Annotated in this window: 17 protein-coding genes; 9 read left to right on the top strand and 8 right to left on the bottom strand. The window is 72.5% G+C overall.

Annotated features, from left to right (window positions below):
* A complete protein-coding gene (locus tag EBO36_RS06820; RefSeq protein ID WP_122823945.1) occupies window positions 1-342 on the bottom strand; it encodes a winged helix-turn-helix transcriptional regulator in 342 nt (113 codons plus the stop codon).
* A gap of 181 nt (window positions 343-523) precedes the next feature.
* Between EBO36_RS06820 and EBO36_RS15305 the strand changes: the two genes are divergently transcribed.
* From EBO36_RS15305 to EBO36_RS06805, 4 genes are all read left to right on the top strand, one after another.
* The gene (locus EBO36_RS15305; RefSeq protein ID WP_164471390.1) at window positions 524-721 is read left to right on the top strand and encodes a DUF5708 family protein; all 198 of its coding nucleotides are present in this window, start codon (window positions 524-526) and stop codon (window positions 719-721) included.
* Window positions 721-1,251, top strand: a complete 531-nt coding sequence (locus EBO36_RS15300; protein ID WP_164471389.1) for a TetR/AcrR family transcriptional regulator — start codon at window positions 721-723, stop codon at window positions 1,249-1,251. The genes EBO36_RS15305 and EBO36_RS15300 overlap by 1 nt, the downstream gene beginning before the upstream one ends.
* A gap of 51 nt (window positions 1,252-1,302) precedes the next feature.
* Window positions 1,303-1,635 carry a hypothetical protein gene (locus EBO36_RS06810; RefSeq protein WP_122823943.1) on the top strand — a complete coding sequence of 111 codons (333 nt, stop codon included), beginning with the start codon at window positions 1,303-1,305 and terminating at the stop codon, window positions 1,633-1,635.
* Window positions 1,636-1,705: 70 nt separating this feature from the next.
* Window positions 1,706-2,485 (top strand): SDR family NAD(P)-dependent oxidoreductase, encoded by a 780-nt coding sequence (locus EBO36_RS06805; protein WP_122823942.1) that lies wholly within the window; start codon window positions 1,706-1,708, stop codon window positions 2,483-2,485.
* 134 nt (window positions 2,486-2,619) lie between these two features.
* Here EBO36_RS06805 and EBO36_RS06800 read toward each other — a convergent pair whose 3' ends face one another.
* Window positions 2,620-5,313 carry a hypothetical protein gene (locus EBO36_RS06800; protein ID WP_122823941.1) on the bottom strand — a complete coding sequence of 898 codons (2,694 nt, stop codon included), beginning with the start codon at window positions 5,311-5,313 and terminating at the stop codon, window positions 2,620-2,622.
* Window positions 5,314-5,516: 203 nt separating this feature from the next.
* On the opposite strand from EBO36_RS06800, the gene EBO36_RS06795 reads away from it, so the two are divergent.
* Window positions 5,517-5,828, top strand: coding sequence for a hypothetical protein (locus EBO36_RS06795; RefSeq protein ID WP_122823940.1), 312 nt, complete (start codon window positions 5,517-5,519; stop codon window positions 5,826-5,828).
* A 75-nt stretch (window positions 5,829-5,903) separates the two neighbouring features.
* On the opposite strand, the gene bla is transcribed toward EBO36_RS06795, so the two are convergent.
* Together bla and EBO36_RS06785 are read right to left on the bottom strand one after the other, a co-directional pair.
* A complete protein-coding gene (gene bla, locus EBO36_RS06790; RefSeq protein ID WP_122823939.1) occupies window positions 5,904-6,848 on the bottom strand; it encodes a class A beta-lactamase in 945 nt (314 codons plus the stop codon).
* Window positions 6,849-7,079: 231 nt separating this feature from the next.
* Window positions 7,080-8,048, bottom strand: coding sequence for an NAD(P)/FAD-dependent oxidoreductase (locus EBO36_RS06785; protein WP_122823938.1), 969 nt, complete (start codon window positions 8,046-8,048; stop codon window positions 7,080-7,082).
* A gap of 274 nt (window positions 8,049-8,322) precedes the next feature.
* Between EBO36_RS06785 and EBO36_RS06780 the strand changes: the two genes are divergently transcribed.
* On the top strand, window positions 8,323-8,775 hold the full coding sequence (locus tag EBO36_RS06780) for a hypothetical protein (protein ID WP_122823937.1): 453 nt from the start codon (window positions 8,323-8,325) through the stop codon (window positions 8,773-8,775).
* Between the two features lie 210 nt (window positions 8,776-8,985).
* On the opposite strand, the gene aqpZ is transcribed toward EBO36_RS06780, so the two are convergent.
* The 3 genes from aqpZ to EBO36_RS06765 form a co-directional block, all read right to left on the bottom strand.
* Entirely contained in the window at window positions 8,986-9,738 is a 753-nt protein-coding gene (aqpZ, locus tag EBO36_RS06775) for an aquaporin Z (protein WP_122823936.1), read from the bottom strand.
* A 146-nt stretch (window positions 9,739-9,884) separates the two neighbouring features.
* On the bottom strand, window positions 9,885-10,613 hold the full coding sequence (locus EBO36_RS06770; protein ID WP_244925385.1) for a GH25 family lysozyme: 729 nt from the start codon (window positions 10,611-10,613) through the stop codon (window positions 9,885-9,887).
* A 67-nt stretch (window positions 10,614-10,680) separates the two neighbouring features.
* Window positions 10,681-11,340: a Type 1 glutamine amidotransferase-like domain-containing protein gene (locus tag EBO36_RS06765; RefSeq protein ID WP_122823935.1), complete on the bottom strand. Its 660-nt coding sequence runs from the start codon at window positions 11,338-11,340 to the stop codon at window positions 10,681-10,683.
* A gap of 178 nt (window positions 11,341-11,518) precedes the next feature.
* Here EBO36_RS06765 and EBO36_RS06760 point away from each other — a divergent pair, with 178 nt between their 5' ends.
* From EBO36_RS06760 to EBO36_RS06750, 3 genes are all read left to right on the top strand, one after another.
* A complete protein-coding gene (locus tag EBO36_RS06760; protein WP_122823934.1) occupies window positions 11,519-11,821 on the top strand; it encodes a Dabb family protein in 303 nt (100 codons plus the stop codon).
* 130 nt (window positions 11,822-11,951) lie between these two features.
* Window positions 11,952-12,944, top strand: a complete 993-nt coding sequence (locus EBO36_RS06755; protein WP_122823933.1) for an SDR family oxidoreductase — start codon at window positions 11,952-11,954, stop codon at window positions 12,942-12,944.
* A complete protein-coding gene (locus EBO36_RS06750) occupies window positions 12,851-13,333 on the top strand; it encodes a MerR family transcriptional regulator (protein WP_122823932.1) in 483 nt (160 codons plus the stop codon). The genes EBO36_RS06755 and EBO36_RS06750 overlap by 94 nt, the downstream gene beginning before the upstream one ends.
* 46 nt (window positions 13,334-13,379) lie before the next feature.
* On the opposite strand, the gene EBO36_RS06745 is transcribed toward EBO36_RS06750, so the two are convergent.
* Entirely contained in the window at window positions 13,380-13,928 is a 549-nt protein-coding gene (locus EBO36_RS06745) for an amino-acid N-acetyltransferase (RefSeq protein ID WP_122823931.1), read from the bottom strand.
* Window positions 13,929-14,154 lie beyond the last annotated feature (226 nt).

Below are 14,154 nucleotides of genomic sequence, written 5' to 3'. Positions count from 1 at the left end.
TCAGTCCTCGTCTGCTGGGGTGAGGTTCGCGGAGGCCCACTGGCCGAGCTGCTCGAGGATCGGCAGGAGCTGCTCTCCGCTGGGGGTGAGGGCGTAGGTGACGGCGACGGGCGGCCCCGGGTCGACGGTGCGGCTCACGAGCGCGGCGTCCGCCAGCTCGGTGAGCCGGTCGGAGAGCACGGCGTCGCTGATGCCGGTGACGCTGCGGCGCAGCGCGGCGAAGGACAGGGCGCCCGACCCCAGAGTGGCGATGATCATGCCGTTCCACCGCTTCCCGAGGATCGTGAACGCGAGGGTGATGGCCGCGTCACAGGCGTGGAGCTCGGTGGGTGTGGGGCGCATGCCGGCACGCTACACCGCTCGCCCAGATTGAGCAACTCTGTAAAACAGAGCGCAATGCGGCGCGGCGACCGCCCCCCTCCCGGGCCTCACGCTCGACCCGCCGCGAGGCAGTCCTTGAACCCGGCCACCCGAGCCTGTACGTTCGTACTATACGAGTGTACAGCGATCGACGGAGGGCACGATGAGCAAGCACGGATGGGAACTTCTGGTCGGCGCCCTCATGGTCGTCGGCGGTGTGGTGATGTTCGTCGTGTTCCGCGACGTCGAGACCCCCGTCATCGGCCTCCGGCAGGCCGGCCTGGTCATCGCGGTGCTCGGCGGCGCGGAGCTCGCGGCAACGGCCTGGTCGATGACCCGCTCGAAGCGGCCCGAGGACTGATGGCCGCCGCGGGCGTGCTCGACGGCGTGCTCACGGTGCTCGCCGAGCACGGGGTGGGAGCCCTCAGCGTCCGGACCGTCGCCGCCGCGGCGGGCGTCTCCCCGGCGCAGGTGCAGTATCACTACCGGACCAAGAGCGAGCTGGTGCGGGCCGCCTTCGACCATGCGGGAGAGCAGTTCCTCGCCGACGTCGCCGCCGCGCAGCCCACCACGCTGATGGACGTCGTGGAGCAGTGGCTCCCCCTGGACGACCGACGCGAGCGCCGCGCGCGCGTCTGGCTCGCCTACGCCGCCCTCTCGGCCGTCGATACCGCACTCGCTGCTGCCTCGGCGCAGCTCGACGACGAGCTCCGTCAGTGGTTCGTCGGCCACGGCCTCACCGACGACGCGGCGGCGCAGCTGTTCGCGCTCATCGACGGCGTCACCATCCAGTGCCTCATGCTCCCTCAGGCCGAACGCCGATCGCTGGTGGAACGCACGGTCGTGCCGTTCGTCCGGGACACTGGGCACCCATCCCGGGCGAGGGAGTGAGCAGACGGGCAGAACCGCACGCCGACGGCGGATCTGCATGATCATGACGCCATGCACGATGAACGCGAGACGGCGCTGACCACCACCGCCGAGGTCCTCGGGCTGATCAACCAGCTCGACCCCTACGGCCTCGAGCCCGGGCACCCCGACGGCGCCCCGGACGACGAGTACGAGCGCGAGGGGGCCGAGATCGCGCGCCGCCTGGCCGCCGACGGCGCCATCACCACCGACGCGATCGACGGGATCTGGCTCCGCTGGTTCGACCAGCCGCTCACCGAGGTCATCGGCGCCGACGCCACCGACCGGTTCGTCGCCCGCCTCAACGCGCTGACCGAACCGACGGGCGCGGCGGCGCCGGATGCGCCCCCACTGCTGCCCACGTAACGTCGAGTGGCCCTGCCGTCGGAAGGACGGCCGCGGGCTCATTCGATCGCTAACTCTTGAGGAGACATTCATGCGTGGACTACGAGACAAGGTCGTTCTGGTCACCGGAGGCGGCCACGGCCGTGAGCAGGCCGGGTCGAGCCTCGGCCAGCTGATGTGCGTCGAGCTGGCCAAGGAGGGGTCGAAGATCGTCGTCGCCGACCTCACCCAGGAGCGGGCCGACGCCACGGTCGAGCAGGTCAAGGCCGCCGGGGGCGAGGCGGTCGGGATCGCCGTCGACGTCGTCGACGAGGCCTCCGTCAAGGCCATGGTCGACACCGCCCTCGAGGCGTTCGGCCGGATCGACGTGCTGGTGAACAACGCGGGCGTCTTCGGCGCCTACCTCCCGCTGCTGGAGATCGAGACCAGCCAGTGGGAGAAGGTCATGGACGTCGACCTCAAGGGCGTCTTCCTCGTGACGAAGGCGGTCCTGCCGTCGATGCTCGAGCGCGGCGCCGGCGTGGTCATCAACGTCTCGTCCGCGTCCGGCGTCGTCGCCAGCGAGGTCGGGGCCGAGTACACGACGGCCAAGCACGGCGTCATCGGCCTCACCAAGCAGATCTCCTACGACTACGGTCACCAGGGCATCCGCGCCGTGGGCATCGGCCCCGGCGTCATCAAGACCGCGGCCTTCGAGGGCGCCGAGATCACCCCGGACTTCCCCTTCTACGACCTCACCATGCAGGCGCCGGCCGGCCGCTACGGCGAGCCGATGGAGATCGCGCGCGCCGTGTGCTTCCTCGCGAGCGACGACGCGTCCTTTATCCACGGGCACACGATCCCCGTCGACGGCGGTTCGCCCACCCGCTGAGCACCCGCGCCGCGCCTACCGGGGCGCGACGCTGACCGAGAGCCGGATCGGTCCCCGTCACGGGGAGCGGTCCGGCTCTCGGCGTCCGGGCGTCCGGGCATCGCCCTCCGAGGCGCCGCCGCGCGCCGGCGACGTCAGCGGCTGGTGTGCGCCTCGTACGCCTCGGTCACGGTGGCGGTGGTGCCGTCGGCCGTGGTCGCGACGACGTCCACTAGTCCGGCGGGGATGCTCGCCGCCCGGGTGGCGAACGTGGTCGCCACCGTCCTGCCGGGTGCGACGCCCGTGAGGGTCCTCGTTCCGTAGGGCGTGGTCACCCGGACGTCGACCGGGACGTCGGCGTTGTTCCGCGTGCGGACGACGAGGTGGACCGTGCCGGCCACCGATCGCGTGGTCACCGTGACGGTGACATCCCGGTGCGCGCTGATGGTGAGGGTGACGCCGTCGGCGCCGGCTCCCGCCGCGTACTCGCCGACGGCCAGGCGCATGAGGCCGTTGTGGTTGCCGTACTGCGCGGCGCCCACCTGGACCGTCTCGGCGTCGTGCATCCGGTAGACGAGCGTCGACGTCGAGGTCCCGTCCTCCTCCTGCCACACCCGGGCCTCCTCGCCGTCGACGACGATCGTCGCCGGAGTGCGCCCGTCGTGGGAAAGGACGGGGGCGACGCGCCGCACGGGGCCGGTGTACCCGGGGAGCACGGTCGTCACGCGCACGTCCTCGGGTGTGAGCGTGAACCGCTCCTCCACGGCGGTGACGCCGCCGCCGAAGCTGCCGTTGTAGCGCAGGGCGAAGGTCACCTCCTCCGCGCTCTCCGTGCCGCGCTGCAGGACCGCGTCCTCGGTGAGGTCCGGGGCGAGCTCGCCGAAGTAGCGCCAGGTTCCGGGGCTCGTCTGCCAGGCGACGCCGATGCCCGTCGTCGGGGCGGTGACGGCGCCGGCCGGGAGCACGTACGACGGCGCGGTGACGAGCGAGTCGCTCGACCCGAGCTGCGGCGAGTGCCCGGCGAAGTGCGCCCGGATGAGTCCCGTGGCGTCGTAGTGGTGGTCCGCCGCGGTGTCGATCTCCACGTACGTGCCACCCGCGTTCGCGAACACCTTGTGGAGCGGGTCGATGGGGAGCACGAACCCGCCGACGTCCGCCGGCGACGGCGCCTCGGCGACCTGCACCGTCGAGGACGCGTGCTCGTAGGCGATCGCGAGCATCGACAGCGGCAGGAGGTTGTACTGGGAGTGTGCGGAGTAGCTCTCGTACCCCACGCGCTCGGCCGGGTCCATCCAGTTCTTGACGATCTGCATCTCACCACTGGGGCGGACCCAGCGGAACATGGAGCCCAGGGCGAGGTGCGCGGCGCGCGTGAACCAGCCGGCCAGCTCGGCGTCCCCGGCGGCGAGGGCGCGCGCCGCGAAGATCTCGTAGGTGACGCACTGCTCGGCCTCGTTCCACTGGTGGTGCGCGGAGCGCCCCCCGGCCGGCAGCTCACCGGTCGGCGACTGCATGAAGAGGCTGACGATCGACGCGCGGCGCATGGACTCGGTGAGCTCGGCGGCATACGGCCCTGCGTACCCGCGGGCGATGAGGTCGCCGGCCCACAGCCGGGGGAAGTGGTCGTAGGCCAGCGGCCCCTCGAGGTACAGGCCGAGGACCGGGTCGAAGGTGTCGCCCTGCCCCGCGAAGCTCGCCTCCGCGAACCGGTGGTGGGCGTCGCGCAGGCCGTCCATCTGGAACAGGGCTTCGCCGGTGGCCGCGACGAGGTTCCAGTTGTTGCCCCCGACCCCCGCGCGGTAGGTCCGGAACGGCTCGAAGCGGTCGATGTCGGCCCGCCACACGGCCGCGCGGGCGGCGGGGACGTGCGGGGCGAGCAGGCGGATCGCGTGCGCGATCATCGGCGGGAAGAAGTCCTCATGAGCCGACGCCGCCGTCCGGTCGGCGAGGGTGCGGGTGGAGTGGTCGAGCGCGCGGGCGGCCGCGTCGACGAGGTCGGCGCGTCCGGCGTAGGCAACGAGGGCGGCCGCGGCGTGCGCGAAGGCCGGGGTGCTGTACTGAAACTCGCTGTTGCGGTACGGGTCGATGATCGCCCCGGCCGGGCTCTGCCAGGACGTCCAGAAGTCGATGCCGCTGCCGATGAGGCGCAGGTAGTCCGCGTGCGCCAGATCGGTGCTGGCCACCGTGCGCCCGGCGGCCCGCGCCCGGTGCCCGGCCAGCAGGGCGACGGTGGGGTCGGGCGAGGTGAGGATCGGCCCCCAGGTGCTCGCGATCGCCGCGTTGACGTACGCGACCCGGGGAGTCTCGGCCACGGGCACCGGCTCGAGCGTGATCGCGTTGACGACCCAGTTGTTGATGGGCGAACCGAAGGTGACGTCGACCGTGCTGGCGCCCGCCGGGACGACGAGCGTCCCGGTGACCGTGCCGAACTGCGCCAGGCTCGGGCTCAGCTCCGGCAGCGTCCCGCCGTCGACGCCGGGAGCCTGCACCTGGGTGATGTGGTCGCCGAAGGTGAGGTCGCCCGCGACGACGGCGAGCCGGTACCGGCCGGGCGCGAGGTTGCCGATCCGGAAGGTGCGTGCGGCGGTCCCGAACACGAAGTCGCGGTGGATCGGGTCGCCGCCGCGGTCCCGGGTGCTCAGGCCCGCGGCCGAGACCCAGCCGTACCCGCGCTGCGCGGAGTACGTCTCCGTGCCGACGCGGACGTAGCCGGGCGCCGGGGCCGTCGCTCCCCCGAAATCGACCCAGAGCCCCGGGGCTCCCGTGTCGGCGCGGGCGACCGCGGGCAGCGCCCCGGCGAGCACCGCGGCGGCCATGCTCGTGAGGACCGAACGCCTGGACAGCTCCATCAGACACCTCTTGCCTGGATCCCCCGTGCGGAGCTCGCCCAGCCGCACTCGGACTGATCGCAACGCTGTGATCAGCGGTGACGACGCCCCGGCGAGCGTGGCGTCCGTCACACGAAGTAGCACGCTAACACTGAGGCGGCGCCTGGGGGAAGCGTTTCCCTTACCGCGCTGCCGGGAGGCCGGATCTGCGCGATCATCACGTCATGCGCGACGCTCCGATCGGGAATGGCACGACCCCTGATGTCCTCAGGCTGCTCAACGAGGTCGACCCCTACGGCCTCGCGCCGGGGTTACCGGACGGCGCGCCGGACGAGGAGTACGGCCCCGAAGCCGCGGAGATCGCGCAGCACCTCACCACGGACGGGGCGATCACCGCCGAGCAGATCGACGCCATCTGGCTTCACTGGTTCGACCAGCCGCTTACCGCGGTCGTCGGCCCGGCGCCGACCGAGCGGTTCGTCGACCGCCTCAACGGGCTGGTGATGCCGACGGCGTCGTCGAATCGCTCTTCCTGAGGTCGACGCGCTCGCCGGGCCGGGGGACGCCGTTCGGGTGGGGCCGCGGCCTCCCACGCCACCGGCCAGGCCGGATCAGTCGAGGGCGGCGATGACGACCTCGGCGACCCGAGCCACCAGCTCGTCGTCGTACTCCGCCGCCCGATCGTTCTTCTCCGTCAGGACGGTGACGACGATCGGGGCGCGTCCCGGCGGGGTGACGAGAGCGATGTCGTTGCGGATCCCGCCGGCCCCACCCGACTTGTCCCGCACGACCCAGTCCGCAGGAGCGCCGGCCCGGATGAGCGCATCACCGGTGGCGTTGCCGCTCATCCAGTCGAGGAGGGTGGCGAGGTCGTCGGGAGCGAGGTTCCGCGGTTGCAGCAAGGCGTCGAGGGCGGCCGTGAAGGCTGCAGGCGTGGTCGTGTCGCGGGTGCCGCCGGCGTCGACCTCGTTGAGCGACGGCTCGTTGCTGACCACGTCCGTGGTCTCGTCCCCGAGGGCCGCAAGGCCGGCGTCCAACCCCGCTGGTCCGCCGATCCGGTCGAGGACGAGGTTCATCGCCGTGTTGTCGCTCTCCCGCACCGCCGCCTCGGCGAGCTCGGCCACGGTGAGCCCGCCGTCGAGGTGCTCGCTCGTGACCGGGGAGTAGCCTGCGGCGTCGACCTCCTCCTGGGTCCATACGACGCGCGCCTCGCGTTCCTCGGGCGGCACCTCGCGAAGCAGCTCTGCCGCGGCGAAGACCTTGAGCGTCGAGGCGTAACCGAAACGCTCCTCCGCGCGGTACTCCACGGATCGGCCGGTCTCCGTGTCGAGCGCGCTCACGCCCACGCGCGCGTCGAACTCTGTCTCGAGGGCGTCCAGGTCCGCGGTGATGTCCGTCGGGGTTGGTGCTGCGGACGCCGAGGGTGGCGCGGTGGTGGTCGGGGCCGGGAAGGACGGGCGCGCCGAGGGTGCCGGTGCGGGCGCGCTGCACCCCACCACCGCGCACGCGGACAGGGCCGCCGCGAGAGCGACGCGGGCGATGCGGGCAGACGTCAAGACGGTGGCTCCTTCGGGGGTCGCGGGGAAGCGGCCCAGGAAAGCGTGCCATGGCGGGGCTGCGCACCACGAGGTCCGATGGTCGCCCGTCCCTCGCGGCAAGGACCAGCTGACGACTGTGCTGGATAAGGACTCACTGGTGGGCGATTCCCAGCACGTTGTCGAGCAGGACGGTGGGCCGGTGGGCACGACCGCCGAGCCGCCGCGCCGTGGCCGTCGCACGTGGACGCCCTACGCAACGCCTAGCGACGGCGCCGCGGCGACGGCGTCGTCGAACTCCTGCTCGACGAGCGCCATGTTGACGACGGCGCCGGCCATCGCCCCCGCGCCGATGACGAGCGGGACGTTCGCCATCGGGTCGCGGACGTTGCCGACCGCCCAGATCCGGGGGTTGCTGGTCCGGCCGGTCGGGTCGACGGCGAGCACGCTCGGGCCGGGACCGTCCGCCCGCGCGAGGTCGAGATGGGCGACCATCGCGTCGTGGGGCCGGAGCGTCCCGCCGGTGAAGACGGCGCCCACCTCCACCAGGCGCCCGTCGGCAGTCCGGACCCCGGTGACGGCGTCACCGTCCGCGAGGACCTCGACGACGGGTTCGTCGACGAGCCGGATACCCCGCGCGCGCAGCCGCTCGACCGTCTCGGCCGGGAGCGGCCCGGCCCCCGCACTGAACAGCACGACGTCGTCGGACCACTGGCGCACGAGCTGGGCCTGGTGCACCGAGGCCGGCGAGATGGCGAGCACCCCCAGCCGCTGCCCGCGCACCTCCCACCCGTGGCAGTACGGGCAGTGCAGCACGGTGCGTCCCCAGCGCTCGGCGAGGCCCGGGATGTCGGGCAGATCGTCGGAGACGCCGGCGGCGAGGATCGCCACCCGCCCGTCGACGGCGCCGCCATCGCCGAGGGTGACGCGGACGCCGTCGCCGGTGTCGTCGACCCGCGCGGCGACGTCGTCCACGAACCGCACGCCGTAACCGGCCGCCTCGGCCCGGCCGCGTGCCGCCAGCTCCGCCGGAGGGGTGCCCTCGTGGCCGAGCACCCCGTGCATGTGGGCCGCGAACCGGTTGCGCGGGCTGCCGGCGTCGACCACCACCACCCGCCGACGGGCGCGCCCCAGCATGAGGGCGGCGCTCAGCCCCGCGGCCCCTCCCCCGACGACGACGACGTCCACCCGGTCCGCGTTCGTGCCCGTCTGGTTCCTCATGGGCCCTGCCTGCGGGACGCCACCGCCGCGTGCGAGGGTTCTTGCAGAACTGGCAAACTCGGCCCGGTTGCCTCCCCCTGTGATGCCGGCTCGCGGTCGTGCCGGCTCTGCGCCGCCAAACCCGACCAGAGGCCAAGGGCCCGCCGATAGCGTGCACGCACCGGACGTGGGCGAAGGGAGCGCACCGATGCAGGCACGACACGATGGGGACCTCAGCGGCACCGGGGCTGGCGCCCCCGGGGATCTGCGAGCGACCCGGCGGAGGGTCCCGCCCATGGCACCCCGCGCGTACGCGGTCGTCACGGTCCTCACGGCCCTGTTCGGGGCGGCGCTCGCCCTGCTCGCTCTCCTTGTCCTCTGGCTGATCTCTCGAGAGGACGCGGACTCCCCTCGACCGGACGCATCGGCGTTCGACCTCACCGAGGCGTTCGTGGTGCTGGCGTCGCAGGTCCTCGCCGCAGCAGTCGTCCTCGTGCCCGCTGCCGTCGCTGCGCGAATGGGTTACGGCGTCGGGCGGTATGTCACCGTGCTCGTCGCGGCACTCCTCGCCTGGCGCGCCGTGGGCCTGGCCGCCGTGTTCCCGCTGCTGGCCGTCGGGGCCGCGTGGTGGACCTTCGCCGTCGTGATCCTCCTCCAGCCCCCCGCCCAGACGTTCTGCCGAACCATGCGGGACTACCGGGCTGCGGGGCGAACAGACCGCGCCCTCACGGAGCCCGCTCGACGATGACCTCGACCAGCGGAGCAGGCTCGCGGGTCACCCTCCAGTTCCATCCGGGACTGGCCGTTCGGCGGCGTCCTGGTCATCGAGGCGATGGCGCGCGCGACGGCGTCTACCGCCACCCGTTCGAGACCGGCACCTTCAACGGCGGGCTGACGGCCGTCGGCTTGACCCCGCCCCTCCAGTCGCCGCCTCAGCCCGGCCTGGCGCGCCGGGCCGTCAGACCTGGGGCGCGTCCGACGGGTCCTGGGCGGTCTCGGCGACGTCGTCCACTCCGGCGTCGCCCGTGATGTAGCGGTAGGCGAAGCCGGCGATCGCGGCCCCGACGATCGGGGCGACCCAGAACAGCCACAACTGCCCGAGGGCCCAGTCCCCGACGAAGATCGCCGGGCCGGTGGAACGCGCGGGGTTGATCGAGGCGTTGGTGACCGGGATGGACACCAGGTGGACCAGCGTCAGCGCCAAGCCGATGGCCAGCGGCCCGAAACCCTTGGGTGCACGGCGATCGGTCGCCCCGATGATCACGAACAGGAACCCTGCCGTGAGGACCACCTCGGTCACCAGGGCCGCGACCAGCCCGTACCCGCCGGGTGAGTGCTCGCCGTACCCGTTGGCGGCAAAACCGGACTCGGCCACCGAGAAATCGCTCTGGCCCGTGGCAATCACGTACAGCACCGCGGCGGCGGCGATCGCCGCGACGACCTGCGTGACGATGTAGGCGATGGCGTCCTTCGCTTCGAACCGCTTGGCGAGGACCAGCCCGACCGTCACCGCAGGGTTGAAGTGGGCCCCGGAGACATGACCCAGCGCGTACGCCATCGTGAGGACGGTGAGACCGAAGGCCAGGGACACCCCCAGCCACCCGATGCCCACGTCGGGGAAGCCCGCGGCGAGAACCGCGCTTCCGCAGCCGCACAGAACGAGCCAGAACGTGCCGACGAACTCCGCGGCCAACCGGTTGCCGAGCTTCATGTGTCCCCCTCGCGCACCTCAACGGCGCGCAACACGTCCAAGCACTGCAGGCACGGCGAGCCTAAAGCGGCCCCCAGCGGCGGGCAACACGTGGCCGCACGAGGCGCGGATCTCCCGCCCCTCAATGGTGCGGTGCGAAGCGCCCGCTATCGGCGCAGCTCGTCGAGGCGGGCGACGTCGAGGTCGACGTCGCCCTCGATGCCGTCGACGCTGCCCCACCAAGAGAACTGCCACACGGTCCACGTGCGGTCGGGGCGGCTAAGGAAGCTCACCAGCCACCGGGGGCGGTCCGAGCGGTCGAGCACCGGGTACTCGCCCTCCCAGTCCTCGCCGACGTAGAGCAGCGCATCGGTGCCCCACGCCTCCTCGACCACCGCGAGGAACGTGTCGAGCTCGGCCACGACCTCCTCGGCCGGCGGGCGCGCGCTGCAGTTCCCGACGAGCTCGAGATCCACCGCGGGCGGCAGGGCGCCGGACTCCGGCGGAGCCGTGCGCAGGAAGTGCGCGGCCTGCTCGCCGCCCGGCGTGCACAGGGTGAAGAAGTGGTACGCCCCGCGGGGCAGGCCGGCGTCGTCGGCGCCCGACCAGTTCTCGGCGAACCGGGAGTCCACCCACCCGGTTCCCTCGCTCGCCTTGAGGTAGGCGAAGTCGATCCCGTCGCCCGCCACCGCGTCCCAGTCGACGGCGCCCTGGTGGTGGCTGACGTCGATGCCGAGGGACTCGTTGGGGCGCAGCGCCGGGCGGTGGTGCGGGAACCAGAGGTACCACGCGGCCGCGAGCGCCGCGGCGACCAGGGCGAGCACCACGACGACGGCGATGAGCCAGCGGCGCCTGGCACGCGGGCGCGGAGGCGGTTCCGCCGACGAGTCGACCACCGGCGAATACTCCCCCACCGGCACAGCCCCGCGCCGAGGAATCGCGGGTTCAGCCCCGGCGCTCTCCCTACCGGAGCTTCGTCCACGTTCCTTCGGAGACCACCTCGACGGCGCCGTCGACGACCGCGATCGCCGTCTCCTCGTCGATGGCGTACGCGGGGACGCCGATGTCGGCCGCCCACCGCTCGGCGTGGGCCGGGGTGTTCGTCGGGAAGGCGTTGAGGTGCGGGAAGATCGCGAAGTCGACGACGCCGAGGGTGCGGTCGTCCGGCGCGGACGGCCACTCCACGAAGTAGTCACCGATCCGCGGTGTGAGCACCATGCTCCCGGCGCTCACACCCACCCACACCGTCTCGGTCAGCGAGGGCAGCAGGGCGGCCAGGCCGGACTCACGCATCCAGTGGCAGAGGTACGTCGCATCACCGCCGTCGACCAGGAGCACGTCGGCGGCCCGCACCCACGGGACCCACCGCTCCGCGGGGACGGTGGGCAACGCGGTGAGCTCGAGGACACCGAGCGACGCCCACCCCAGCCCGGACAAGTGCTGCGACCCGGGCTCGGCGGCGATGAAGCCGCGCACCGATGCGGGGCCGCACATCGCGTGGCCCCACAGCGCGGTCGGTACGCAGAGGGCGGCGCACTCGGAGATCGGCTTGCCGAGAAGGCGCACGAGCGCGGCGTGGATGCTGGGGTTCGTCACCCCGCCTGACGTGAGCAGGTACTTCACCGTGCCTCCATCGTCGGATGGACCGGTCGATCGGAGCAGCGCAGAACGGTTCGCCGTCGTCATGGACAGCGTGTGTCCTCCCCCCTTGATGGGCAAGACTGACGCCACGCGCGGGATGGAGCGGGGCGACGGGCGCCCGCTGATCGCCGTCGCCGTTCACCGGGACCCAGGAGCTGCCATGCCGATCGAGCACACCGTCGCCTTCCGCCTCTCCGCCGCTCCGGGCTCGCCCGAGGAGGCCGGCTTCCTCGACGAGGCACGCACGGCCCTCACCTCGATCCCCGGCGTGGAGGACTTCGCCGTCATGCGTCAGGTGAGCCCCAAGAGCCCGCTCGCGTGGCAGTTCCGGATGCGGTTCGCCGACCAGGCCGCGTACGACGCCTACAGCGCCCACCCCACGCACGTGGACTTCGTCGAACGCCGCTGGACCCGCGACGTCGCCGAGTTCCAGGAGCTCGACTTCGTCGCACCGGCCGCCTGACCGCAGCCGCGTCGACGTCTCATCGCCCCGAAGCACCGCCCCGACCTGCGGTGCCGCTGCGCGTCGGCAATCCTGGGGTGACGGACCGCCACCGACGGCGTGCTCCGCCCCCACCACGGAGGAGACGCGCGTGAGCGCACTGCGGGTCCTGTTCATCGGCGGCAGCGGCATCATCAGCTCCGCCAGCACGGCGCTCGCGGCGCAGCGAGGTGTCGAGCTCACGCTGCTCAACCGGGGAACCGGGCGGCGCGACGTCCCGGACGGCGTCCGCCAGGTCGTCGGGGACATCCGCGACCCGGACTCGGTCCGCGCGGCCCTAGGCACGGAGGAGTTCGACGCCGTCGTCGACTGGGTGGCGTTCACCCCCGACCACGTCCGGACCGATCTCGACCTCTTCGAGGGCCGCACCGGGCAGTACGTCTTCATCAGCTCCGCCTCGGCGTACCAGACGCCGGCCAACCGGCTGCCCATCCGGGAGTCCACGCCGCTGCGCAACCCGTTCTGGCAGTACAGCCGCGACAAGATCGCGTGCGAGGAGGTGCTCGTCGAGGCGTACCGGGACCGAGGGTTCCCGGCGACGATCGTGCGGCCGTCGCACACGTACGATCGCACCCTCGTCCCCTTCGACGCCGGCTGGACGTTCATCGAGCGGATGCGCCAGGGCAAGGAGGTCGTCGTCCACGGAGACGGCTCCTCGCTCTGGACGCTCACCCACCACACGGACTTCGCCAAGGGCTTCGTGCCGCTGCTGGGACACCCCCGCACCCTCGGTGAGGCCTTCCACATCACGTCCGACGACGTGCTCACGTGGGACGCCATCGCTCACGCCCTCGCCCGTGCGGCCGGGACGCAGGCGCGCATCGTCCACGTACCCTCCGACGTCATCGCCGCGCACGACGCCGAGTGGGGCGCGTCGCTGCTCGGGGACAAGACGCACTCGTCGGTCTTCGACAACGGCAAGCTGCGCAGCGTCGTGCCCGACCTCGTCGCCACCGTGCCCTTCGAGGAGGGCGCCCGCGAGATCGTCGCGTGGCACGACGAGGACCCGGCGCGCCGGAGCGTCGACCCGCACCACGACGCCCTCATGGACCAGCTCGTGGAGCGGTTCCGCGTCACGCGCTGACGAAAGGGGCGCGTCGGCCCACGGACCGGACCGCTGACGGGCTCCCTCGGCCACACTGGGCCCATGGGTGCCATGACGATCGGCGACTTTCGCGCGCCACGAAGCTGACGGCCAAGGCGCTGCGGTTCTACCACGAGACCGGGCTGCTCACGCCGTCGTCGGTGGACCCGCACAGCGGCTACCGGCGCTACGGGTCCGAGCAGGTGGCCGAACCGCAGGTCATCCGCGCCCTGCGCGCGCTCGACGTGCCGGTCGACGTCGCCCGGGAGGTGCTCGCGGCGCCCGACGTCGCTTCGCGCGGCGCTCGTCCGGTCGCACCTCGAGCGGATGGAGCGACGGCTCGCCGACACCGAGTCCGCCGTCGCCCGGCTGCGGAGCCTGCTCGCTGACGACCACCCACCGGCCGACCGTCGTGCGCCGCCGGGTCGAGCCCCGCTAGAGCTCGAGCAGCATCCGCGTGTTGCCCAGGGTGTTCGGCTTGACCCGGGCGAGGTCGAGGAACTCGGCGACGCCGTCGTCGTGGGAGCGGAGCATCGCGGCGTAGACGTCGGTGCCCACCGGCGTGCCCGCGATGGGCACAAAGCCGTGCCCGCCGAAGAACTCGACCTCGAAGGTGAGACTGAAGACGCGCTTGAGCCCGAGGGCGCGCGCCCGCTCCAGCAAGGTGCCGAGGACGTGGTGGCCTACACCGCGACGCAGGAATCGTCGGTCGACGGCGAGCGTGCGCACCTCGGCGATGTCGTCCCACAGCACGTGCAGGGCACCGCACCCGACGACGGTCCGCTCGTCGCCGTCCGGGACCTCGGCGACGACGAACTCCTGTATCGACTCGAAATACGCGACGAGGTCCTTGTCGATGAGGATGCCCTCGGTGGCGTTGGGGGCGACGATGTCGCGGATCCGGCGGGCGTCCGCCGGGAGCGCCTGGCGCACGACGACGCGAGGCTTGTCGCCGCCGTCGGGGCGTCCGCCGCTGCTGCTCATCGCCCTGATCCTTCCACGGGCGGCCCGAGTTGCTCATTGCGCAGGTCCGCAGGGCCGCGGGGGTGGGGCGGCCGCCGACAGCCGACCACGGCGGCCGACGCCCCGAGCCGCCCTCGACCGACCGTCCGGGACAACGTCCGCCCCCCGCGTCCGAGCAGTCAGACGCATTCCGCGCGCCGGCGACCCATCCGGACTCACATCGGCTCCGAACAACCTACGCGGGGGA

Origin of the sequence: Georgenia faecalis, from assembly GCF_003710105.1 — a bacterium.
In the GTDB taxonomy this organism is placed as follows: domain Bacteria; phylum Actinomycetota; class Actinomycetes; order Actinomycetales; family Actinomycetaceae; genus Georgenia_A; species Georgenia_A faecalis.
Note: the sequence above shows the minus strand (reverse complement) of the source record. Positions and strands in the feature narration are given on the sequence as shown.

What these genes read in the sequence shown, in the direction of transcription:
- EBO36_RS06795 (WP_122823940.1), top strand. Translation starts at nt 5,517, where the DNA reads ATGCGCGACGCTCCGATCGGGAATGGCACGACCCCTGATGTCCTCAGG.
- aqpZ (WP_122823936.1), bottom strand. Translation starts at nt 9,738, where the DNA reads ATGAAGCTCGGCAACCGGTTGGCCGCGGAGTTCGTCGGCACGTTCTGG.
- EBO36_RS15305 (WP_164471390.1), top strand. Translation starts at nt 524, where the DNA reads ATGAGCAAGCACGGATGGGAACTTCTGGTCGGCGCCCTCATGGTCGTC.
- EBO36_RS06805 (WP_122823942.1), top strand. Translation starts at nt 1,706, where the DNA reads ATGCGTGGACTACGAGACAAGGTCGTTCTGGTCACCGGAGGCGGCCAC.
- EBO36_RS15300 (WP_164471389.1), top strand. Translation starts at nt 721, where the DNA reads ATGGCCGCCGCGGGCGTGCTCGACGGCGTGCTCACGGTGCTCGCCGAG.
- EBO36_RS06780 (WP_122823937.1), top strand. Translation starts at nt 8,323, where the DNA reads ATGGCACCCCGCGCGTACGCGGTCGTCACGGTCCTCACGGCCCTGTTC.
- EBO36_RS06820 (WP_122823945.1), bottom strand. Translation starts at nt 342, where the DNA reads ATGCGCCCCACACCCACCGAGCTCCACGCCTGTGACGCGGCCATCACC.
- EBO36_RS06785 (WP_122823938.1), bottom strand. Translation starts at nt 8,048, where the DNA reads ATGAGGAACCAGACGGGCACGAACGCGGACCGGGTGGACGTCGTCGTC.
- EBO36_RS06810 (WP_122823943.1), top strand. Translation starts at nt 1,303, where the DNA reads ATGCACGATGAACGCGAGACGGCGCTGACCACCACCGCCGAGGTCCTC.
- EBO36_RS06745 (WP_122823931.1), bottom strand. Translation starts at nt 13,928, where the DNA reads ATGAGCAGCAGCGGCGGACGCCCCGACGGCGGCGACAAGCCTCGCGTC.
- EBO36_RS06800 (WP_122823941.1), bottom strand. Translation starts at nt 5,313, where the DNA reads ATGGAGCTGTCCAGGCGTTCGGTCCTCACGAGCATGGCCGCCGCGGTG.
- EBO36_RS06760 (WP_122823934.1), top strand. Translation starts at nt 11,519, where the DNA reads ATGCCGATCGAGCACACCGTCGCCTTCCGCCTCTCCGCCGCTCCGGGC.